This window comes from Halobacillus naozhouensis, assembly GCF_029714185.1.
Classification (GTDB): Bacteria; Bacillota; Bacilli; order Bacillales; family Halobacillaceae; genus Halobacillus_A; species Halobacillus_A naozhouensis.
In genome coordinates, this window is the sequence record NZ_CP121671.1 from 3,309,406 (window position 1) to 3,331,806 (window position 22,401).

At 40.5% G+C, this 22,401-nt stretch carries 19 protein-coding genes; 10 read left to right on the forward strand and 9 right to left on the reverse strand.

Annotated elements, in window-relative coordinates; translation table 11 throughout:
• Position 1 precedes the first annotated feature (1 nt).
• Positions 2–712 (reverse strand): DUF5058 family protein, encoded by a 711-nt coding sequence (locus P9989_RS17085; RefSeq protein ID WP_283076070.1) that lies wholly within the window; start codon positions 710–712, stop codon positions 2–4.
• A gap of 212 nt (positions 713–924) precedes the next feature.
• Here P9989_RS17085 and P9989_RS17090 point away from each other — a divergent pair, with 212 nt between their 5' ends.
• The gene (locus tag P9989_RS17090) at positions 925–3,048 is read left to right on the forward strand and encodes a helix-turn-helix domain-containing protein (protein ID WP_283076071.1); all 2,124 of its coding nucleotides are present in this window, start codon (positions 925–927) and stop codon (positions 3,046–3,048) included.
• A gap of 100 nt (positions 3,049–3,148) precedes the next feature.
• Here the strand turns inward: P9989_RS17090 and P9989_RS17095 are convergent, their stop codons facing one another.
• Entirely contained in the window at positions 3,149–4,663 is a 1,515-nt protein-coding gene (locus P9989_RS17095; protein ID WP_283076072.1) for an AbgT family transporter, read from the reverse strand.
• Positions 4,664–4,854: 191 nt separating this feature from the next.
• On the opposite strand from P9989_RS17095, the gene P9989_RS17100 reads away from it, so the two are divergent.
• From P9989_RS17100 to P9989_RS17125, 6 genes are all read left to right on the forward strand, one after another.
• Positions 4,855–5,301, forward strand: a complete 447-nt coding sequence (locus P9989_RS17100; RefSeq protein ID WP_390304730.1) for a hypothetical protein — start codon at positions 4,855–4,857, stop codon at positions 5,299–5,301.
• A gap of 636 nt (positions 5,302–5,937) precedes the next feature.
• The gene (locus P9989_RS17105; RefSeq protein ID WP_283076073.1) at positions 5,938–6,213 is read left to right on the forward strand and encodes a hypothetical protein; all 276 of its coding nucleotides are present in this window, start codon (positions 5,938–5,940) and stop codon (positions 6,211–6,213) included.
• 89 nt (positions 6,214–6,302) lie between these two features.
• Positions 6,303–7,076, forward strand: coding sequence for an ATP-binding cassette domain-containing protein (locus P9989_RS17110; RefSeq protein WP_283076074.1), 774 nt, complete (start codon positions 6,303–6,305; stop codon positions 7,074–7,076).
• A complete protein-coding gene (locus P9989_RS17115) occupies positions 7,045–8,442 on the forward strand; it encodes a hypothetical protein (RefSeq protein ID WP_283076075.1) in 1,398 nt (465 codons plus the stop codon). The genes P9989_RS17110 and P9989_RS17115 overlap by 32 nt, the downstream gene beginning before the upstream one ends.
• A complete protein-coding gene (locus P9989_RS17120) occupies positions 8,439–8,810 on the forward strand; it encodes a hypothetical protein (protein ID WP_283076076.1) in 372 nt (123 codons plus the stop codon). Before P9989_RS17115 ends, P9989_RS17120 begins: the two co-directional genes overlap by 4 nt.
• Entirely contained in the window at positions 8,803–9,084 is a 282-nt protein-coding gene (locus P9989_RS17125) for a hypothetical protein (RefSeq protein WP_283076077.1), read from the forward strand. Before P9989_RS17120 ends, P9989_RS17125 begins: the two co-directional genes overlap by 8 nt.
• A 490-nt stretch (positions 9,085–9,574) precedes the next feature.
• Here P9989_RS17125 and P9989_RS17130 read toward each other — a convergent pair whose 3' ends face one another.
• The 3 genes from P9989_RS17130 to P9989_RS17140 form a co-directional block, all read right to left on the reverse strand.
• Complete coding sequence (locus P9989_RS17130; RefSeq protein ID WP_283076078.1) at positions 9,575–11,545, reverse strand: PTS fructose transporter subunit IIABC; 1,971 nt, start codon at positions 11,543–11,545, stop codon at positions 9,575–9,577.
• Positions 11,546–11,643: 98 nt separating this feature from the next.
• A complete protein-coding gene (locus P9989_RS17135; RefSeq protein WP_283076079.1) occupies positions 11,644–13,560 on the reverse strand; it encodes a BglG family transcription antiterminator in 1,917 nt (638 codons plus the stop codon).
• Positions 13,561–13,743: 183 nt separating this feature from the next.
• Positions 13,744–14,091: a hypothetical protein gene (locus P9989_RS17140; RefSeq protein WP_283076080.1), complete on the reverse strand. Its 348-nt coding sequence runs from the start codon at positions 14,089–14,091 to the stop codon at positions 13,744–13,746.
• Positions 14,092–14,484: 393 nt separating this feature from the next.
• Here P9989_RS17140 and P9989_RS17145 point away from each other — a divergent pair, with 393 nt between their 5' ends.
• Both P9989_RS17145 and P9989_RS17150 read left to right on the forward strand, forming a co-directional pair.
• Complete coding sequence (locus tag P9989_RS17145) at positions 14,485–15,315, forward strand: STAS domain-containing protein (protein WP_283076081.1); 831 nt, start codon at positions 14,485–14,487, stop codon at positions 15,313–15,315.
• A 264-nt stretch (positions 15,316–15,579) separates the two neighbouring features.
• Positions 15,580–16,104, forward strand: coding sequence for an SRPBCC family protein (locus P9989_RS17150; protein ID WP_283076082.1), 525 nt, complete (start codon positions 15,580–15,582; stop codon positions 16,102–16,104).
• Positions 16,105–16,164: 60 nt separating this feature from the next.
• Here the strand turns inward: P9989_RS17150 and P9989_RS17155 are convergent, their stop codons facing one another.
• The gene (locus tag P9989_RS17155) at positions 16,165–17,082 is read right to left on the reverse strand and encodes an aldo/keto reductase (RefSeq protein ID WP_283076083.1); all 918 of its coding nucleotides are present in this window, start codon (positions 17,080–17,082) and stop codon (positions 16,165–16,167) included.
• A gap of 271 nt (positions 17,083–17,353) precedes the next feature.
• Between P9989_RS17155 and P9989_RS17160 the strand changes: the two genes are divergently transcribed.
• Positions 17,354–18,208 carry an STAS domain-containing protein gene (locus P9989_RS17160; RefSeq protein WP_283076084.1) on the forward strand — a complete coding sequence of 285 codons (855 nt, stop codon included), beginning with the start codon at positions 17,354–17,356 and terminating at the stop codon, positions 18,206–18,208.
• 552 nt (positions 18,209–18,760) lie between these two features.
• On the opposite strand, the gene P9989_RS17165 is transcribed toward P9989_RS17160, so the two are convergent.
• From P9989_RS17165 to P9989_RS17180, 3 genes are all read right to left on the reverse strand, one after another.
• On the reverse strand, positions 18,761–19,813 hold the full coding sequence (locus P9989_RS17165) for a galactitol-1-phosphate 5-dehydrogenase (protein WP_283076085.1): 1,053 nt from the start codon (positions 19,811–19,813) through the stop codon (positions 18,761–18,763).
• Between the two features lie 215 nt (positions 19,814–20,028).
• Complete coding sequence (locus tag P9989_RS17175) at positions 20,029–21,060, reverse strand: zinc-binding dehydrogenase (protein ID WP_283076087.1); 1,032 nt, start codon at positions 21,058–21,060, stop codon at positions 20,029–20,031.
• A gap of 43 nt (positions 21,061–21,103) precedes the next feature.
• A complete protein-coding gene (locus tag P9989_RS17180; RefSeq protein ID WP_283076088.1) occupies positions 21,104–22,363 on the reverse strand; it encodes a galactitol-specific PTS transporter subunit IIC in 1,260 nt (419 codons plus the stop codon).
• Positions 22,364–22,401 lie beyond the last annotated feature (38 nt).

The following is a 22,401-nucleotide window of genomic DNA, read 5'->3' on the forward strand; positions in this document are numbered from 1 at the left end:
CTTATAATGCAAAGTATCCGACGAATAACCCGGCAATAATTGAAAATCCAAGTGACCACTCTCGCAGCCAATTAAGTTGATGTTTATTGGCAAGTGATGTAAACAGAATCATGGTTAGACTTGATGTGATAACGACTAAAACATAGGCAAACCCTTTAATCATTTCGGCACTTGCTAAATTACCGAAGGCAGCAACCATTGCTGCTGTGGTGATGATCGTCATCGTTTTTTTACTCTTTTCACTTTTATTCGTTACTTTTTTCTCGACTCTGCTCATCGACTTGGTAGCTAAAGCAGTAAAAACTAACCACCCTACTCCTCCAAGACATAATGTCCAGACCACGGTAGTAAACGCTTGATAGTTAAAACCGGAACTACCTAATTCCGTTCCATAGGCCTCTGCACCAAGGGTCGCCCCTACGGATTCGATCGGTGCTGAACCGATAATTCCAATTCTCATCAATGTCAGAGGATCACCAAGAAGCGGAATTAGAGAGATGGCGACGATGATAATTGCGAATGAAGGGCCTATTGCCGCGATGGCTCCCGTTTTAAGTGCACTATGTACCTCCCCCCTGCTCATGCCTATCTCTTTACTTGCTCCAGCGGCCAGCATGATAAACTTAATAGCTTGAAAAATAACAACAGTTAAGACGAGTGTTGCAATAATCCAAACGACACCACTATTCGCCAGTCTCATGACATCTTCCAAAATCATCGCCCCTTTTCAAAAAAATAAGTACTAGTGCTCTGGATCTCTAGTGCAAAATTCCCAAGTATGTGAACGCATACATTTTAACTTTTAATATTTTCAAATTATTCTGTTTACTATACACTTAGCGTAACAGGAAAACAATGTGGATTCCTCTACAATTTACTAGTGATTTATAGAGGTTTTTACATAATAAAGGGAGAGAGATATCAATGAAGCTGCTTGAATATGGGTACCAATTTTTAAAGAATAAGTTAAATCATAGTAACTTTTGTATTTGGGGATATGATTGCTATAAAAACGAAACCCGCTTCATTTACGGTTGCGACCATCAACAAGCTGAGCCGCCCAAGTTTTCCGATTTTTCATTGGATGAGTATGGGTATAAAATCATTAAACAACAAAGCTCAGTAACCTTAAGATTTTATTATGAACGAGGGTTTCAAATAGATGTATGTATTTTTCAGGAGTCGATTCCTTTGACAAAGGAAGAAGTGAAATACGTCTTTAACCTCATGCGTGTATTCGATCTAGAGCAGACGATTCAACTAAAAACACAAGAAATGGAAACCATGGTGGATAGTCTTCGTTCCATTACCTCCTCCCTTCATCTTGATCAAGTATTAGAAAATATCATTCGAAATGCGTTAAAAGTTATCCCAGCAGCAGATGCAGGGTATTTAATGCTCTATGATCCGGATGAAGAAAAACTTATATCTAAAGCCCCTGTAGGATTTAATGATTTAATTTACCAATTTAAAGTAAAAGTTGGTGAATCCATTACAGGGAAGGTTTTTGAAGATGGGAAAGGAAGGATATTCAACTCACGACAGGAGCTTTTTGAAGAGATGCATACCCATAATATTTCGGATGAAAACCTTGCGTATATTAATCGATCAGCTCACTATACCGAGGGTGCCATTTGTGTACCTATCTCAATCGAAGAAGAAAGAATCGGCGTTATGATTATTCATCAATGGAAGATCAAGCGAAATTTGACGGAACATGACTTGAATTTATTACAAGGTTTCGCGGGACAAGCGGCAGTGGCGATTCAAAATGCCCGGTTTCATACAGAAACTAATGACAAATTACAGGAAATTACTGCATTGAGTAAGAAACTAACGATTAAAAATACTCAACTCGAAAAAAGGCAGGAAGTCCATGAGACATTAATGAACATTTCGATTAGAAATAGAGGAATAAAAGTGCTTGTTCATGAGCTGAAAAACATGATGAACCGAACGGTGTTATTATTTAACGGTCTGGACAATACATTTTATTGCCCTACCCCAGGTGAAAATCCTTATTTCAGTATGTTCGAAATGAAAACCATATTTTCAAAGAAGCGTCAGGCTTCCCACGTGAAAGTCGGTGGAGAATCGGATAAAACGTTTTATTTATACCCTATTTATAACGGAGACGTCTTTCTAGGGTGCCTCATCATCCAAATCGACGACTCCCTATCTAAATCTGACCAAATCACCCTCGAACAAGGCAGTTCTATTCTAGCGTTAGAGCTAGTTAAAAGACAAACCATTACAACCCTTTATAATCGAAAGGCGTATGAAAAGTTTCAAGAATTGTTAATGTATGAAGACCCTGCTCACTTGATGAAACTCGGCAAAGAGTTTGACCTCAATCCTTCTTCTTATTGGATGATTAGTATTTTAGAAATTCCAAAACGCGCCGTCGATGTACACTATTTAGACATCGTTATTTATCAACTCATCTCTAAAATAAACAAGGAATTCCCTTCCTTAGAAAAACTTGTTTACGGGTTTTATAATAAAATCTTTTTATTGATCTCCCTTCCAGGGCCAGCTGAGGCGAATCACATAAAGGACAAACTGGATGGAATCAGAGACGAATGGGAAAGTAGTGACAATCCGATGTTTCGGGGTGGGATGAGCAATGCTTATAGGGGGCTTGAGAGTATAAAGAAATGTTATGAAGAAGCTAATAAAACATTGGATTACGTAGACCAACTTGCCAGTACCGGGATTATTCGGTATGAAGACATTGGGTTAAATCGTTTATTTCTAAACCAATCTACAGAAGAAATCGAACAGTTTATTAATGAAACCTTCTCCCCCTTATCAACTGCTAATGAAAAACATAAAGAGCTCGAAAAAACACTGTTCACATACATCGAGCTGAATCGCTCAGCCAATAAAACAGCTGAACATTTGCATATTCATATCAATACACTTTATCAAAGATTAAAGAAAATAGAAGACGTCTTACGTGTTGATTTACGTGATAATGAAGATCTTCTAGAGATACAACTCGCCTGCCATCTTAAAAAATCAAAAATGACTACAATCGGTATTTAGAAGGTGTTATTGCTAAAGGCAAAAAGCAAAGCCATAGGTAGGTTTACTCCTACCTGACTTTGCTTTTTCATGAACATGTGTGTCCAATTATACTGTTTTCCTACAAATACACTTCGACTCCCGGTCCAAACGGGATTCCCAAGAACACAAAAGCCAATAACAATACAATCCAAACGAAAAGGAAAGTTAAACTATAAGGAAGCATTAATGCAATTAACGTCCCTAAACCAGCCTTCTTATCATATTCCCTCATGAATGCGAGCACGATAATAATATACGGATTCATCGGTGTAATGATATTTGTAGAAGAATCCGCGATCCGATACGCAGCCTGAATGAATGCCGGATGATAGCCAAGAAAGGAAAACATTTTCAGAAAAATTGGTGCTTCCAGCGCCCAGAGAGCAGATCCGCTGAAAATAAATATGCTTAGTAAAGCCGTTAGTAACACAAACCCTACCACTACGCCGAGTCCTGTCACTCCTATAGATTCTAAAAATTGAGCTCCACTTACAGCCAGCCAAGAGCCGATATTCGTCCATTCAAAATAAGCGATGAACTGAGCGGCTGCAAAGATGAGAACGATAAATCCAGACATATCTTTCATCGCTTCTCCCATAAATTTCGCAATCGAGCGAGTGGATTCAATTTTCCCAACCGTCACGCCATAGGCCACGCCAATAGTAATAAAGAAGAGCATGAGAATCGGTACAATTCCATCCAGAAATGGGGATGGGATAAGGCCTCCCTCTTCGTTTCTCAGCGGTGAATTTGGGATGAAAAGCAGAAGCACGATCAATCCAATATAAACCAAACTGGCTAACCCAGCATTTCGTAACCCTTTTCTCTCGATCGGTGTGGTATCCTCAAATTCTTTTTGGGCATTTCCTTCATATACACCGAGACGGGTTTCTACCACCTTTTCAGTAATGAAAGCACCTGCAACAGATAAGACGACAACCGACACTAACATAAAGTAGTAGTTATCGACTGGAGTTACGGTAGCTGCTGTATCAATAGTTGCCATAACTTCAGAGGAAATTCCTGAAAGAACTGCATCGGTGTTCGTGACGAGGATATTCGCTGTAAAACCAGAACCAACACCGGCGAACCCAGCCGCCAAACCTGCCAGCGGGTGTCGCCCTACATTGTAGAAAACCATCGCGGCAAGTGGCGGGACAATTACGAACGCGGCATCTGCTGCGAGGTTCCCTAAAATCCCTGTAAAAATCACTGCATAAGTGATCAGAGATTTCGGTGCTTTTAAGATCGTATTTTTGATAAACGTTTCAATTAAGCCGACTTTATCAGCCAGTCCAATCCCGAGCATCATTGCTAATACAATGCCAAGTGGTTTGAACCCGACAAAATTATCCAGCATAGACGTCAGCATGTACTGAAGACCTTCACTGGAAATTAAGTTTTTGATTGCTACTTCTTCTTCCTTGCCCGGCACTGTAAACGTTACATTAAATAAAGAAATAATCCAGGATACGATTATAACGCCGACTGCCAGGTAGACAAATAAGATGAAGGGATCTGGTAATTTATTGCCGACACGTTCAATTCCATTTAAGAGTCTGGAAAACGTGGAATGCTCCTTTTGCTTGCTCATGTGTTCACCTCATTGCTGTTGGTTTGATAGAGTTCAAATAGGAAATATGCCGGGATATTGCGTCAGCCTGCCTATTTGAACTGGACATTATTATACACGACGTCCAATCCCAAGCATAGTAGTACGAATTACTTTTCAGCAATAGTTCTTTGCGTTCAAAGGGCATACGGATAATCCTAAGAGATGGAAGCATGGACAACAACATGGAAACATTTTTTGCAAACTTAGAATCTAAAGACAAACCCCTTCAATACGAGGCCTACAGTAATATTATGGAGGCGACCGAAGAACAAATAGACTGGGGTTATGAAGTATGGGATCAGCTTAAAGACGATCTAACGCACCGTGATAACCATCGGCGTTCAAGAGCGGCTCAATTTTTAGCCAGCTTAGCGAAAAGCGACCCTGCGAAGAGAATGCTAGAGGACTTTCCGGCTGTATGGGAAGTGACGAAGGATCCTAAGTTTGTTACGGCTAGCCACAGTCTGCAAGCTATTTGGAAGGTAGGATTGGCCGGCCCTGAGCAAAAGAAAATGGTAGTCGATCATCTCATAGACCGTTTTCTAAACTGTGAGGACGAAAAGAATCATACGTTAATTCGAAATGATATAGTTTACGCCATCTATGTAATGAAGTGAAGGATGAAGAGATTGAGCGACAGACGTTGGAATTAATCGACAACGTCAAAGACAGCAAATACCGAAAGAAATATTTAGCGGGCTGGCGGAAACATGGAGCTGCCTAAAAGGAATTCCCGACTAAGGGGACAGAATTTCACTCTCCCTTGTCTGGATCATTCCACACTTTTCCTCATTTAAGATATCTACAGTTTTTTCACATTTAAAAAGACCCTAACAAAGCTAACGGTCCCACAAAACAAGCTTCAGCATCAAAATCTCTATCATTAGGTTTCTACCTCGTGACTTTTTCTTCAAGCAAGAAAGACTTCTCCCCCCTCTAGTAGTCCAATTTTACTGTGAGCACCAAAACCAATTAGTATAATAATACCTTTATGACCTTTTTCTGGAAATTATATTGTTTTTAGCAGGTGATGGTGGTAGCCTTTAATTGTCAGTATTTATCATAAAGTTCTGAAAACATCAAAGAAAGCGATTTGAGGGAAATTCTTTTAAGGTACATACTTCCAGAGAGAGACTATAAATCTATGAGAAAAGCTTGATTGACTTTTGAACACAAGTAACTAGTTCAAAAGTTTATCAATAAAAAACTGCTGTTTACCAAACAGCAGCACTAAGAGAAAAGGAGGTGAAGATATGACGGCCTACTTAAACAAAACAAATACGGTTCTTGCACAATTATACTTTTTAGTTATGAATTTCTACCACAACATAACTTTGTCCCAGCATGAATTAAGAAATTCAGAAAGAACCCAAAAAAATGCAGCATTTTGGATCACAGTATTGTTTATTATATTAGGAGTAGCTAGTATAGCTGCATTAATTTGGGCATGTAACCACTATGGAAACGGCGCTAGTTTCCTGGGAGAATTTAAATTCATGGGTATCTACATCAAAATCAAGTGTGGCTAAAACCACTTTAGGATTGCTCAGTTGCTTACACCACTAAGCAACTGGGCAGTTCTAGATAAAATTATAATGGATATATTAGGAGATTTGCAATGATTTCACTACACATTGAGAAGAAAGCATTTGATTCATTTGAGTTAACTGATATACCAATTGATATCAACAGGGGAGAAATAAATCTTCTTTTAGGGCATAATGGTGCAGGCAAAACAACCATTATTAAATCAATGTTTGGCCTGTTAACGTTTGAAGGCAAGGTTTTGATGGATGGACATGATATTTCTTTCAATTCTCAGGAGGATGTGGATTTTTTCAAAAAACGCTTGGCCTACATACCAGACGATATTTCTTTACTGGATTACTTAACACCCAGAGAATATTTTCAGTTGATGAAGAGCTCATTTGGAAGTGAAAAAAATGAAAGCTTTTTACAAAATTTAATCGATATATTTGAACTTGAAAAATACTTAAATATACCCATTCTTAATCTCTCCCACGGAAACCAAAAAAAGACCCAGATTGTGTCACAACTTTTAAGAAAAAGTGAGTTTATTGTATTCGATGAACCCACAAATGGTCTTGACCCAGATATGATCATCATTTTAAAAAAAGTGCTGGAAAAGTTAAAAGCCCAGGGCGTGGGGATCCTCTTATCTACCCATAATTTAAACTTTGGGCAAGATCTATTTGACAATGCCATCATTCTGCGAGATGGCGAAATCAAATTGAATAAAAGAAGAGAAGATATCCAAGACATATTTGGGAACATAACTTTGGAGGAAACATATACTAAAGTCAATGAAGAATATTACGAATACGTTGAGGGATTGCTAAATGACATGGATTCAAATAGTAAGAGATATTGAAACCCCGAGGCTGACAAGTAAAATTAAGGATTACCTAACGAGCCACTTACCTCATGTGATGACAATGGTAGTTGGACTTTTATTAGTATATACAATATATACAGTATTCACCTTAAGAACGATTACCCGAGTGGAAATCAAGATGGACGATCTTTATTTAAATCTTCTTGGAGTCGCAACCGTTCTCGCTTGCTTTTGTATTGTTATATCAAGAAATAAATTAAAGAATAACAGTTACATATTTTTATATTTAAATACAAATATCAATGGCTATCAAACAATTGTGGGAAGTATGTTTTATCTCTTTCTTTTCTACATGGTTATCATAATGTTAACGTTCTTCCCTGCTTTATTGGGAATTATTATACAAGATAAAACCATTGACCCTCTCTACTTCCCGTTATTAATTTTCACCCTAATCTTATTATTTATACTAACCGTTACCGTGTGGGTCATTGTTAAACTGCTTATTATGAAGCTGACAAGTGTTGAGAAAGAGCATTTAACTGCCAATACCATCTCCTTGTTAATCATAATGTTTGGTATTTTAATAGCGGCTGAGACTTATCTTAAAAATTTTCTTGAACAAAGAAGTTTGATTCATTTTCTTTTGGTTGCATTTCTCCTTGTTATTACCGCTTATGCTTTGAGAAGAACTGCAACTAATTTTTTAACTCAAACGTTCAGGCAAAAAAATGCAGGCACATTATTAAAAAGGTATGAAACCAATCATTTAAATCACAGTAATCCATACATGCTACAGACTAAAGTGGAATGGTTGAATTTTTTTCGCAATCAAGTTTTTAAAGAGCAAGGTTTACTCTTAATTATACTGGTCATGATTATGATCGGAACCTATTATACCTTTGATTCGACTAGCTTCTTTACATTATACTCGTTCATCATTCAATTTGGCCTGAAAGAGATTCTGATCATGCTGCCATTAACTATCGGCATCCATTTTAAAAATTATAAGTTTGCCATTTATCATTTAAATTCTGGTAAACATTCATATTTTGTTACTAGAGTAATTTTTATTTATGTCGTAAATTGTTTCACCTACTTTTCCTTTTTACTACTTACAAGGGTATGGTTTGGGGTAGACGCTGGCGGAATACTTAGCGCATTGATTTCAATAGGCTTTATCACGATGATTTCTATTTTGACTGCCTTTGTTATAAAAATAGATGATTTTAACAAAACATTTGTAGTTATTTTCCTGCTTGTATTTGTAAACGGGTTTGACCTCGTTATCCACCAGGTCATGAAAGAAGCGCTTCTTCTGCAGTCCGCCTATTTAGGGTTGACCCTGTTTATCTTTTACTTTATTCAATCCATGTATATAAGGAGACCCATCATTAAATGATAGACTTTCTATTGGCATTAGCTTTAGTGTTTATCATGCATGAATTAGGTCATGTACTGGCTATTATGATTCTAAATGGTACTGAGAATATACCTTTCTATCATCTTGGCTTTGAATGGAGTTTCAAATACTTCTATGTTATCCATGAGAAGTTTGAGGCTCCCTTTAAAAATTTAGTTGTTGCCGTATCCGGTTCGCTATTCCCGATTGCGTTATCAATAGCTTTATTGTTAACGTTCGATAATCAGTTTAGTAACATTTTTACACTTTTGTCTTTTGCCAATCTGATTATGCTCCATCCCAATCTGCCTGATGGCAAGAACATTATAAGTTCACTTAACGAATGGGGGAAAAAAGTAGATGGTTAAATTTTTTAAAGCTATTTCAAGTGGCATAAGTTTTGCTTTATTGTATTTGTTTGTAGTGTTTGTAAGTCCTATCGTCCTGTTATTACTTGGTTATTCTAATATTACTTCAAACCCGTCTCTATTCGGTGCCACCTTATATAGCATTGAAATAGAAGGACAACATTTTGTATCTGAAGCCACCATATTAGGGTTTGTTTTAGCGCTAATCTGTGGGTTAATTATTTATTTCTTATCCAAGTTGCTTGTGTCCTCCCTTCGGAAAACTGCAGCATAAGTTCATAAAATTTCCGGCGCTTTCAAAGGGATGATTTTACGAGGGGATAAAGTCTACTGTCTGTTTGTCAGTAGACTTTTCTTGTGGCGAAAGAACGAAAACATGTAGGGTTTAATTATTCATAGTATAATAAAAACTGCAGTAAATTTAGTGCTTCTCTCCATTACAATAGCAATAGTTTACAAACTTGAGAACAGCTGTAAAGATCACTCTGGAGGTACATATATGCAAATCACTGAAGAAAATTTATCTAATGGTTGGAAGTTATTCACTCTCATGAACGAGCGAGGAATGTCTGTCAGTTATGTAAGCACTTTCATTATACCTGCATCAACTTAGTTCATCCAGTGGATGAACTAAGTTTCTTCTGAAAATTCCTAAAACAGTAAATAAGTTATGGTATGTTTTTCCTACACGATCTCAATACAAAAAGGCCAACGATGCAGGGACACCGTTGGCCGAGAAATTAGCAGTTATTCGAAATAGCTTTCTATTGAATCGTTTCCAGCAGCCGATACGCTTCCTCTTTCGACGACACGTGTAATAGTTCTTCCCTGAAACTCTCATTCATCAAACGGCGCGAAAGCATTTGGAGAATCTTCAAATGATCGTCTCCTTCTCTTTCTTTCGGAACCGCAATCATAAAAATCAGTTTCGCATCCGTTCCGTCCATGCTATTCCAGTCGATACCTTTTCGTTTAATACCAAACACCACGGCAGGTTTTTTAACGGCTGAAGATTTCCCGTGTGGAATCGCGATATTCATACCGAGCCCTGTAGTGCCTTCCTGTTCACGATTCACAATCGCTTCTTTAAAAGATTCAGAGGATTGCAAGACATCCTGTTCATCTAGGGTTTGAATAAGCTCATCGATCACTTCATCCCGAGTGGAGCCATTCAAATCTATTTGAATAAGGTCTGGTGTAGTGATATCTGTAAGCTTAGTAATATCGATGTGTTCTTGTGCTTGAGATGGATGGCTGTCCACCTTTTCCTTTTCTTTACCAGCTTCTTCAGGAGCTAGGTCAAAGGTAGATTCAGTTACTTCCCCTACTGGCATTCCAGCAGGGGCCACATCTTTTTTCAATGCGTTCACCATAAATGCTGTAATGACGACACCAATTGCTGCAGCAACGAAGAACATGAGTACGTTATCGACAGCCCCTAACACCGCTACGATTGGTCCGCCGTGGGCAACGCGATCCCCGACGCTGCTCAGCATGGCTACGACTGAGCCGGCCATTGAACCAACGACGATACTCGGTATGACACGAAGTGGATCCTGGGCGGCAAAGGGGATGGCTCCCTCGGTAATCCCGAATAATCCCATAGTGAAGGAAGCTTTCCCCGTTTCCTGCTCGGCCTGGTTATATTTTTTCTTGTTCAAAAATGTTGCAAGTCCCATACCAAGCGGCGGGATACAGATCGCCACGGCAATCGGTCCCATGATTTCATAATTTCCTTCTGCAATCATCGCGGCTCCGAATAAGAAGGCTACTTTATTAAAAGGTCCTCCCATATCAATCGCAATCATTCCTCCAAGGATGAGGGCAAGCACAATCGAACTAGTTCCTTGCATCCCTTCAAGCCACTGAGTTAATCCTTCGAAAATTGCAGCCACAGGCGCACCAATGACAAAAATGAAAGACAATCCGACGATCAATGAAGCGATGATCGGAATGAAAATGATCGGCATTACCGGCTGAACCGCCTGAGGTACCTTGATTTTCTTAATGCCAAGCACTACATATCCAGCTAGAAACCCAGCAATAATGCCTCCAATGAATCCTGCACCCGCTTCACTGCCATAAAAACTACCATTGGCAGCGATAAATCCGCCAATCACCCCTGGCGCTAATCCCGGGCGATCCGCAATACTTACCGCAATGAACCCGGCTAAGATCGGTACCATGAAGCTGAATGAAGCGGCTCCTAAGCTTTCAATTTGCTTCCAGAATGACCCTTCAGGAATGACAATACCGCCATTCGTCTGTTCGCCTCCAAGTGCCAGAGCAATCGCGATCAGCAACCCTCCTACAACGATGAACGGAATCATGTAGGAAACCCCATTCATTAAGTGACGGTAAATCGGATTTTCTTTTTGCTTCTTCTTCTGTTTAACAGCTTCCGCTGAAGGCATCTCACCCTTGTAAACGGATACATCTCCGTCCACAATCCGCTGAATTAATGTTTCAGGCTGACGTATCCCTTCCTGAACCCCGACAACGATCAGTTTCTTCCCGGCAAATCGTTCTTTAGAAACATCCTTATCACTGGCAATAATGACACCGTCTGCTTCCTCAATGTCTTTTTCCGTCAAGGCGTTTTCCACACCGATGGAGCCCTGTGTTTCCACTTTCATGTCAACATCCATCCCATCGCCGGCTTTCTGAAGGTTCTCAGCAGCCATATACGTATGAGCAATGCCGACTGGACAGGCTGTAACAGCTAGTATTTTCATAAGCATTTCCTCCCTCACTACTTTGCTATACGTTCATTTTACGATAGCTTTACTCATAAAAAATAATTCATTTTTACCACAGCTGCGGTAAAAATGAATTATTGCCGGAGAATCTGGCGAATGGATGACAAATCTTGTGCTTCTTTCAGATTCTGGATCAGATCAGGGTCTTCGCTCATGTTTGCAATCCCTTGAATTAGCGGCTTGATCAAGGATCGATCCTGTTTGGTCATTGCCAAAAGAAACACCACGGAAACATATTCGTGTCCCCATTCCAATGGTTCTTGAAGAACCGCAACGGCTACTGTTGAATGAAGCACTTCTTCTGGATGGGCATGAGGAATGGCGATTCCTCCCCCAATGGAAGTAGCAGATGATCGCTCTCGCAGTAAAGCACTGTGCGGGAATGACTGTGTGACGCTCCCTTTTTTGACGAGCCCATTGGCAAGTAATTCTACCACTTTAAAACGGTGCTCGAGATGTACCCCCAGATAAATGAGCTCATCCTCAACGAATCGATCAATTGCCCCTGAATCCTGCTCTGAGCTGCTATCTTGCACAATGGACTTCAAGAACTGATCCAAGCGTTGTTTATCTTCACCTTCTAGCAGGGGGGAAACGACGATCACAGGGAGCGTCTGATGCTGCAGTGATTTTGTTGAGATAATCAAATCGATGGGTTGTTTGGCTAAGACCGCTTCAATTTCCCACATCCCGACACAGTCGATAATATCAAATCCCTTGTACGTTTGTTCCAATTTGGCCTGTAGCAAATGAGACATCCCAACACCCAAGTCACAAACGATCAGCACTTTCTTCACCTTGTTTCTCTGTTTCTGCAGCCGTTCAACTGATGCTTGGAAATGCAGGACAATATAAGCCGCTTCATCTTCAGGAATGATGAGCTTATATGGGGGTGCCACTTCTTCCAGAGCAAGCACAACCATACGGAACATATAAGGATACATCTTTTTGATTTCCTCCAGCATCGGATTATGGATTGTGAACCCATAATGCAGACGATGGATTGTCGACTCTAGGTGAGTGTACAGTCCGTCCTTTAAAGTTTGGTCATCGGAAAAATCGATCATCGTAAAATTCTCCATTCGGGAAATCAACCGGTCAACCATATCTTCTATTAAACGATTGGAAGCCTTTTTCGATGAACGAGGGGTTCTTTTACTACTGATCAGATGTCTCGTAAAATAAATACGTTCCTCCTCCGGAAAAACGACCCGAAGAACCCGCTCTAACCGTTTCAAAAACCAATCCGCCATTCCATACTCCTCCGTATGAAATACAGAGTTCCCTTCTGACTCATCGAGCGTAATCGGGGAACGCTGTGTGGTGCGTTTAATCATGACAAGAGTATGGATCAGCATGCTTTCATAATCACCTGCCGTAGAAAAAACAGAGAAGTGGTGCTGCATATCACGGAGCAGCTTGCGAACAACCTTTACTTCATAAGAAGAGAAGAGACTTAACATCTCCTTGCTAGTGGAGGAATGAGATGAGGCCAATTCAGGTAATCGAGCCAATGCATTTCGTTTCTGTAACTCTTCCCCTTTCACGACATGACCGAGGCGCTGCCTCGAGACCAGTTCCAAATCAAAACGTTCAAGCCAGCGGGCAACCTCGTTCAAATCTCCTTTAACAGTCGACTTGTTCGTGAAATACTGTCTGGACAGATCGCCTAAAGTAACCGGCTTTTGACTGACTAGTAACTGATACGTGATTTCGATAAGACGATCTTCCTGAGACTTTGGCTCTGTTTGCGAAAGTCGATCGAACAAGCGAGATTTCTCTTCGGGCTCAACTAACAGCCGAATTCCAACTCCTGGCTTGCGATTAAGAGCGGCAGCAGGATACTCTTTTAGAAACTCCTCTATCACCTTCAAATCATTACGAACCGTCTTTTCAGAACAACGGAGAGAGTCTGCTAAGTCGTGGACATGAGTAAATTCATTTGTATTCAGAATCAATATGCGGACAAGTTCTTTTTGTCTGTCGTTCATTTCTACACCTTCTGTACTATGAAATCACTTTCATTCTATCTCATAGACGGTAGATCGACAAACTTCCCCTCTTTTCTACCCAAGTTTCAACATGTATAACTCTATCCGCAAAAAACATTACCCAGCAAAAAAGCTGAATGGAAAAAAGTCAAAGGACTCCTCTCCATTCAGCTTTGATTCATGTTAGGAATTCGTTTCTTCGGCTGGTTCCTTATCTAGATCTGGCTCCTCGGCATCAGCGCCCGTATTGCCACCTTCTGCGGGTTCCTCATCCATGTCTGACTCTTCAGTGTCTGCCCCCGCATTACCTGTTTCTTCTGCAGATTCTTCACCAGCGGCAGGCTCCTGTTTCTCGGTCTCCTCACTGCTGTTACCATCGGTAGATTCCTGATCCGTATTCGTTTCTTCATTTTTTTCCTGAGGATTGTCCTGTTCAGCATCAGACGGTTCCTCAGATTCACCTTCAGAACATCCAGCTAGCAGCAACCCGGTTCCAAGAGAAATAGACAATAAGAACTTTTTCATTTTCATGCTTGATAACCTCCTTAGGATTTTAGTACATCTTTATGATGTCTAGTTTCCATTCTAAGGATGAATTGTGTAATGAATTTGAAAAAAATGTATCGAAAATGTAAAAATTCCAGTACAGAATGATTTTTGATAAGCTTTGCTCCCATGCTACCTCTAGAACAGGTGGTATCAAGCTAAATCCAAATAACCTTGCCACTAAACATGACCAGCCTCATGGACTAATGTTACAATTGGTAAAATAAGAAAGAAAGTTAACGAAAAACATCGAAATGTCACGCAAGGTAAATATTGTAAAACCCGCTTACCACAAGATTTGCCAAGTTTATATCGATAAAAACAAAGAGTCATAGGCTAACACGTAAAGTAAATAAGTAAAGATGGGGACGGTGCTTTATGCAAAACAAATTTAATGAATTAGGGTCTTCTTTATATCAACATAGTGACAGCATTGCAGAGAAAGCCTTAGAAGCGCAAGAGTTTGTAGAATTCAAATCCCAAGTTAATAAGTCCCTCCAAACACAAATCACCCAAGAGACAACAAATTCTTTAATTGAGTATATAGGAAGTAAGTTACAAAATAACGAAGGAACCAAAGGTGTCAGGAATTTAGCAGGAACAAAGGGAGACGAGGCTGCGATTAATGAACAGCTGGTAACCACTACATTAAGCACCATTCCATTCATTGAAAAAGGAATTTGGGAATTCTTCAAAGAAAAATGCCTCGAATTGGATTTTAGTGTTTCGGAAGTAATTGAACTTAACCAGATTATCAACCCTCTAATAAGTGAGTTCTCGTACTATTATGTTTCGAGTTTTGTTGAGAATAATACTAGGCAAAAAGAGGACTTCAACAAAAAACTAACTGAATTATCCATTCCCATTATTCAAGTCTATAAAGAAATTGCCATATGCCCATTAATTGGAGAGATAGATGATGAAAGAGCAAACTTATTAATGGAAACCTCTTTAAGTAGAACCAAGGAGGCTGGTATTGCTTACTTAATTTTGGACCTCTCAGGTGTTACATCAGTCAATACGTTTGTAGCACAGCATTTACTCAACACGGCCGAGGCCTTGAAGATCATGGGAGTTAAGGTAATTATAACAGGGTTGAGTCCAGCCATATCTACAACCATAGTAGAACTAGGGATTGATCTTCAGAGTATCTCAATTACAAGCAGCCTGCATAAAGCTTTTGTTGATTTGGAGTTATTTAAGAAATAATAACCCCAGAAGTCTTATCCAAAAAAGAACAAGCCGTCCAAAACCTTTAAAGTGTTTGGACGGCTTTTTAATTCCAGATTACATTGTACTGGAGACTGACTTCTATTTTGCTTTAAACGCAGAGGAATAGGCAGCGCAAACATGAAAGAAATAAAAAAGGTCCTCCATTGTTCATGACTTTCTGTATAATAAACGTAACCATTCATAGAAAGAAGATGCTAGAGTACATTTTCTCTTGAAAAATGGATAGGAGGAGGAAACGATATGGCAGGTAACAAAGAAACTAGCGATTTGAAAACAAGTGTAGAGGGACGCAACCTCGTTATGGAGCGGACCTTTGCCGCCCCGCGGGAACTTGTATTTAAAGCTTTTTCTGAGTCTGACCAATTGGCCGACTGGTGGGGACCACAAGGCTGGCAAACAGAGAATCGCACCTTTGATTTTAAGCCTGACGGTGTATGGCATTATTGCATGCGCTGTGTTGATAAGGAACAGGGAGATTTCTATGGCCAGGAATCCTGGGGGAAAGCTGTTTACAAGGAAATTGATGCACCAGAGAAAATTGTGTACAGCGATGTATTCGCCGATGAAGAAGGAAAAGCTGTGGAAGGAATGCCAGAGGTCCAGGTCACTTATACCTTCTTGGAACAGGATGGACAGACGAAACTGAAGGCCCAGAATCAATTTGCCTCCGAGGAAACACTGCAAGCTATTCTGGATATGGGGATCGTTCAGGGGTTTTCATCGCAATTGGGCAAGCTGGACAATCATCTTAAACGAGCTGAGTAGAGATTCTAAGAAAGCCTCAAGTCATCAAAGTTGACTCGAGGCTTTTTCCATCTTTGAAAACTATGGCAGTTCGTTCCCTGCAGCACGATAGAGTTCGTACCATTCTTCCCTCGTTAGTTCAATATCAGAAGCCTTCACAATATCTCTTAAACGTTCTGGATTCATCGTTCCGACCACAGGTTGAATCTTCGCAGGGTGACGTAGGATCCAGGCAATCGCAATGGCAGAATCCGTTACATCCTTCTTCTCAGCTAGTTCCTGCAGCTTCGCATTCACTTCTGGAAACTGTTTATTCCCCACAAATGGCCCTTCGATCATACCGTGTTGAAACGGCGACCACGCTTGTACCGTTATATCATTCAACCGACAGTAATCTAGCACATTGCTATCTCGGACAATAGCCGGATCATGACTCATGTTCACATTGAATCCTGCATCAATCATCGGTGTATGTACAACACTCAACTGCATCTGGTTAACAATTAAATCTTCATCTAAATACTTTTGCAGCAATTCGATTTGCATCGGATTCTGGTTGCTTACACCAAAATGGCGTACTTTACCACTCTCTTTTAAGATAGAAAATGCTTCGGCTACCTCTTCAGGTTCCATTAAAGCATCCGGACGATGGAGCAGCAAACTGTCGACATAGTCGGTTTTCAACCTGCGCAGGCTGCCTTCGACTGATTCCAGAATATGTTCTTTCGAAAAATCAAAGAACCCCTTTCGAATACCACATTTCGTCTGCAGCTTCATATTTTCCCGCACATCGTCATTCATATCAATTGCTTCTGAGAAAACCTCCTCCGATTTTCCCTTGCCATAAATATCAGCATGGTCGAACAAATCGACCCCGGCGTCCATCGCATTTTCGATCACATAGGCGGCCTCTTTTTTCCCAAGTTCGTGAATGCGCATGCACCCTAATGAAATTTCTCCAACTTCTAATTCGCTGTTGCCTAATTTGACTTTTTTCAAAAATAGCACTCCCCTTTCGTTGGTTATTCTATCCTACCACAGGTTGTTACGTATTCTCCTGTAATTGCTTGGATGATAGCTGTGAACGTACCTCTGGAGTGCTTTGCTTTTTAAGCTTAAAGTTTCAAATTAATGAAGCAAAGCGTATAATAGTTGTAAGATGGTTCTTCTTACAGTCTTTGAGACTTAACAAGCGTTCTACACGAACCCATCGTCTATTTACAGATCGATAGACTTACAAAGATAAATAACCACTGAAGGGGATATGTTCATGGTAAACAATTATAATTTAGACTCCTCTACCTTCAACTCACTAAAAACCGTATCTAAAAAAATGTTTGCAGCGATTAGCAAACAATTAAATGTGAACACAGCTTACATCACAAAAAAGAGCGAAACAGAGATGACTGTGCTTAGTTCCTATAACCATGATGAAGAGATTATTCCGGAAGGCTATTCTGTGGAATATGGTGGTACGTATTGCCGGCTCATTATCATGAATGAGAACAATGCCTTAAACAAGGCGAATCTGACAAAGGACGAGGTGACCCGGCAATTGGAAGTTACCGACCAATTGCAAGTCAAGGGATTTCTCGGAGTCACCCTGATGGATTTAAATGGAGAAGTATTTGGAACATTGTGTGTGATGGATAAAGAGGAAAAAGAATTCAGTGAGAAAGATAGAGAGTACCTTAAGTCGATGGCTGATATCTTATCCCACATCATTGAATTGGATCAGACAAAATATAATATGACCTTTTTAAACGTCCCAATTATCCCGATTACAAAGGGAATTTCGATTCTCACTCTTCAAGGAATCATTGATTCATACAGAGCCGAAAAAATCATGCAGGAAGTGTTGAGCTATAGTGCAGAGCATCAAATTGATTACTTCATTATTGATGTTTCAGGCCTCGTCATCCTCGACGACTTCTTTCCTCATGTCATCGTCGATCTCGTTAAAGCACTTCAGGTCATGGGAATCGAGACCATCATTACTGGCATAACACCCGAAATTGCCAGACACGATGGCAGCAATAAGCAACTGATATTCTCCAAGGTCAAGACTGTTCCTAATCTCGAATCAGCTCTTGAATACATAGGATTTTACTTATTAGAAAAATAGTCGAAAAGAAGAACCCCTCAAGTCATCGAATAATTAGGAACTCGAGGGGTTTTGTGAATTTTCGAACAAATCCCTTTCCATTTACTGAAAGTTATACTATTATTAGGTTAAAAAATGGGGGAGTTCACTATCGAGGGAGAAATTTTTCTAAAAAAGCTTGAATCTATAATGGAACACATCGACAAGAACCCACCACAGCAGCCGGACACCCTCAAGGAAATTGAGGAGTTTTATCAGGAACTGCAAGATTTTTCGAAAAAAATAAAAAGTAAAAACCAGGACCCTTATCTTACGCACCCCTACAGAAAAAAAGAATGACAAAAAAATAACCCACTAAGAATAGTGGGTCAAAAACTTATATAGGGAGTTTAGGAAGAATGATTAGTAGTAGTCTAACCTCTTCTTTCTGCTTTTATACATAAAATCTATAAAACTTTTAATAAAAATCTTTGACCTCACAAATTTTCTAGCGAAATCAGGGTATTCCCAATTTGAATAAAGAAGGACAGCGTGATGAGGGTCCCATAACGCTGTCCTTCTGTTTAACATCCCTTACCCTCTCTCCGGATAAAATAACACCTTCACATGTGAACCTCTTCTATTAATCAAATCCTCAAACGTTTCAGGTCCTTCTTTCAATTCCAATTGATGCGAAATCATTGGTTTTACATTAATTTGACCTGTACTCATATAATGAACCGAAGCCTTCCACTCGCTGCCTGGAAACGGAGCGGAAATCGCATTCCATGAGCCAAGTACCCTTAGTTCATTCCGTACTATTCTTTCAAAATAGTACCGTTCAATATGAATATCCGCATACGGGATCCCCATGAAGACGACTTCCCCACCTTTCTTCGGGAGAGCAAATACTTGCGCAGATGTGATAGGAGAGCCTGCCGATTCTACAGCCAAATCAACACCCTGCCCGTTAGTATAGTCAACAATCTGCTCATGGGCTGGTTGCTCTAGTGAATTAATTAATACGTCCGCGCCTACTTGTTTAGCTACTTCAAGCTTTGTTTCATCAATATCGACCGCATACACTTTCTTCGCACCGAAAATTTTTGCCCATTGAATCGCAAGCAAACCAATACTCCCGCAGCCCATAATGGCCACTTCTGCCCCCGGCTGGATAGTTGTCCGGTAGAAACCGTGAACCACAACAGAGGATGGCTCAATCAATGCTGCTGTATCGTAGTCCACATGATCTGGAAGTGGTACGATATGTTCTGCTGGAAGCTTTACATATTCCGCATAGGCGCCAGGATGACGCGCACCGATCACGGTTAATTTTTCACATCGTGATAACTCACCCTTTTGGCAGCTCAAACATTTACCACAATGGTACGTTGGACAGCCAGCTACTCGGTCACCGATTTTAATCTCCTCAACACCAGCTCCAACCGCTGCGACTTCCCCTGCAAACTCGTGACCAAATGTCATTCCTTCTACATAAGGTCCCAACTTTTTATACCTGGAGAGATCTGACCCGCAGATCCCAACCGCTTTCACTTTGACAATCACATCATCTGCCTGCTCAATAACTGGCTCTGGCGATTCTTCAAAACGAATATCACGTTCATCATAAAGATTCAGGGACTTCATCTCTCTTTCCCCTTTCTATCAATCTCTTACTAGTTTGCCGATGATTGTTGAGTCCTTTTTCCTCTGAAAATGATGCTGTATAAGGCGTATCCTACGACAAGTGAGTTAAAAATAACCTGGTATTCGTAGTAAACATCCCCTATCACTCTCATAGGTCCTAGCATAAAGTCTAATAGATCATCTACCATCTAATCCCCTCATTTCCACAAATATTGTTACTCAACAGGAGTTAATAAAACTTTGATCGCTTCTCCGCTTTTAATGGCTTGATAAGCTTCTTCCCACTGGGTAATATCAAATTCATGTGTCACCATTGCTTTAGCATTCACACTGCCATTGTTCATTAACTCAAGAGATGGCTCCCAATCTGCTGGCTTTTGACTCCTGCTCCCTACTACACGGATTTCCTTTTGAATAATTTTTTCAAGGTCGAATGGCACTTCTGGTTGAGGAAAAATGCCAACCTGACCATATTGACCTTTTTTACGCAGCAGATCCAATCCTTGTTGGGCTGCTGGGACCGCTCCAGAGCACTCAAATACAACATCTGCTCCATATCCGTCAGTCAGGCGGTTCACCAGTTCTTGAATATCCTGCTCCTGCGTATTCACGGCGTAGTCGATTCCTAATTCTCTTGCTTTGTCCAGGCGGACTTTATCGCTGGTTAATCCTGTGATTAGAACTTGAGCCCCGTAACTCTGAGCCACTTGTGCTGTAAACAGACCAATTGGACCTGGCCCCATCACAACGACAACATCGCCATCGTTGATCTCTGTTTTTGCCACAGCATGATACGTACAAGCTAAAGGCTCAGTCATTGCTGCAGAGTGGTAATCGACTTTTTCAGGAAGGCGATGAACGCTGTCTTTACGGGCGATTAAGTACTTGGCAAAACCTCCATCCTGCTGAGTGCCAAGCCCTTTACGATGGTTACATAAGTTAAAGTCACCGGATTGACAGTACTCACATTCCCCGCAAATATAAAAGGTCGTTTCTGAGGTCACTCTATCGCCAACATTAAATTCATGAACTCCTTCACCGACTTCCACAACCTTGCCTGAAAACTCATGTCCTAACGTAACAGGCACTCTCACCTTGTAATGTCCTTCATAGGTATGAATATCAGACCCACAGATCCCTGCATAAACCACTTCAATTTTCACTTGATCACGACCGACTTGCGGCTCTTCTTTATCTTGAATTTCCAGACAACCAAATCCGAGTTCCTTTTTTACTAGTGCTTTCATTTGAACTCCTCCAGTTTGATCTATTTCTGTAAATATAAAAGGATTAATTAAATAGACTAAACAGCTTAAAGATGATCCAATTCACTAAGTTCCCACCTTGGTCAATACTCGAAATCCTGGTTGACCCTTCTGGCATATTAAAATCTGTATTAAGGGCCATTTCCGTGAAAATAGGTGCGATATCTGTTGCCATATAAAGAGACAACGCAATCATAACTGTCCCTACAAGAACAGAATGAACAATATTTCCTTTCGCGCCACCGACGATAAAAGCCACAATAAATGGAATAGTAGCCAGGTCACCAAATGGCAGCAAAGCGTTCCCCGGTAAAATAACGGCCAATACAACTGTAATAGGAACGAGGATAAGGGCTGTGGAGATGACAGCAGGGTGGCCGAGTAACACGGCTGCATCAAGTCCAATGTAAATTTCTCTTTCACCAAATCGTTTTGATAACCATTCGCGAGCAGATTCAGACACAGGCATTAATCCTTCCATCAGAATCTTAACCATACGCGGCATCAGTACCATAACTGCAGCCATTGCCATACCGATTTCAATGACTTCCCCAGCATTGTATCCTGCCAATAAGCCAATGGCTGCACCAAGGAACAATCCAATGAAAATGGATTCTCCAAAGATACCAAACCGTTTTTGAATCGTATCAGGATCTGCATCCCATTTTTTTATAACGGGAGTCTTTTGCAGTAGTTGGACCAGGAAAATTCCTGGAGCGTAAGAAATCGTACTGCCTGTAGCAATGGATACTCCGGGTAATTCATAAAAGTCACTGACCATTGGTGCTGTCCAATCGGCGACTTTCAAACAGACAATCTGGAATAATACCGCTGCGATCAGACCTTGGATAATACTCCCGGAAATGGCGTAAACCAGCGCTGCCATGAAGGTATAGTGCCAATAGTTCCAGATGTCCACGTTCATCGTTTTCGTCGTCTTCGTAACAAGCATGACAACGTTTACAACTAGACCCAGTGGAATAATAAAGGCCGCTACAACAGATGCCCATGCAATCGAGGATGTGGCCGGCCAGCCTACATCAATCACATTTAACTCCACTCCTAATCGATCAACCATTCCCTGGGCTGCAGGACCAAGATTATTAACGAGCAAATCTACCACTAAGAAAATACCAACGAAAGCCACACCGATCGTTAAACCAGAACGAAAGGCTTTGCCGGGTTTCTGGCCGAATAGTAACCCTAACAAGAAAATGGCAACCGGTAATATGACTGTTGCACCTAAGTCTAAAAAGCTTTGTATTACATCAACAAACCCTTGCATGTTCGTTTCCTCCCCACTTATTTAAAGTGAACCTCATT

Bases quoted from the DNA above. Each gene is read 5' to 3' on its own strand.
- P9989_RS17130 (WP_283076078.1), bottom strand. From the start codon at position 11,545: ATGAAAATACTAGCTGTTACAGCCTGTCCAGTCGGCATTGCTCATACG.
- P9989_RS17140 (WP_283076080.1), bottom strand. From the start codon at position 14,091: ATGAAAATGAAAAAGTTCTTATTGTCTATTTCTCTTGGAACCGGGTTG.
- P9989_RS17100 (WP_390304730.1), top strand. From the start codon at position 4,855: ATGGACAACAACATGGAAACATTTTTTGCAAACTTAGAATCTAAAGAC.
- P9989_RS17115 (WP_283076075.1), top strand. From the start codon at position 7,045: ATGACATGGATTCAAATAGTAAGAGATATTGAAACCCCGAGGCTGACA.
- P9989_RS17145 (WP_283076081.1), top strand. From the start codon at position 14,485: ATGCAAAACAAATTTAATGAATTAGGGTCTTCTTTATATCAACATAGT.
- P9989_RS17135 (WP_283076079.1), bottom strand. From the start codon at position 13,560: ATGAACGACAGACAAAAAGAACTTGTCCGCATATTGATTCTGAATACA.
- P9989_RS17180 (WP_283076088.1), bottom strand. From the start codon at position 22,363: ATGCAAGGGTTTGTTGATGTAATACAAAGCTTTTTAGACTTAGGTGCA.
- P9989_RS17150 (WP_283076082.1), top strand. From the start codon at position 15,580: ATGGCAGGTAACAAAGAAACTAGCGATTTGAAAACAAGTGTAGAGGGA.
- P9989_RS17160 (WP_283076084.1), top strand. From the start codon at position 17,354: ATGGTAAACAATTATAATTTAGACTCCTCTACCTTCAACTCACTAAAA.
- P9989_RS17110 (WP_283076074.1), top strand. From the start codon at position 6,303: ATGATTTCACTACACATTGAGAAGAAAGCATTTGATTCATTTGAGTTA.
- P9989_RS17105 (WP_283076073.1), top strand. From the start codon at position 5,938: ATGACGGCCTACTTAAACAAAACAAATACGGTTCTTGCACAATTATAC.
- P9989_RS17120 (WP_283076076.1), top strand. From the start codon at position 8,439: ATGATAGACTTTCTATTGGCATTAGCTTTAGTGTTTATCATGCATGAA.
- P9989_RS17165 (WP_283076085.1), bottom strand. From the start codon at position 19,813: ATGAAGTCCCTGAATCTTTATGATGAACGTGATATTCGTTTTGAAGAA.
- P9989_RS17175 (WP_283076087.1), bottom strand. From the start codon at position 21,060: ATGAAAGCACTAGTAAAAAAGGAACTCGGATTTGGTTGTCTGGAAATT.
- P9989_RS17090 (WP_283076071.1), top strand. From the start codon at position 925: ATGAAGCTGCTTGAATATGGGTACCAATTTTTAAAGAATAAGTTAAAT.
- P9989_RS17095 (WP_283076072.1), bottom strand. From the start codon at position 4,663: ATGAGCAAGCAAAAGGAGCATTCCACGTTTTCCAGACTCTTAAATGGA.
- P9989_RS17125 (WP_283076077.1), top strand. From the start codon at position 8,803: ATGGTTAAATTTTTTAAAGCTATTTCAAGTGGCATAAGTTTTGCTTTA.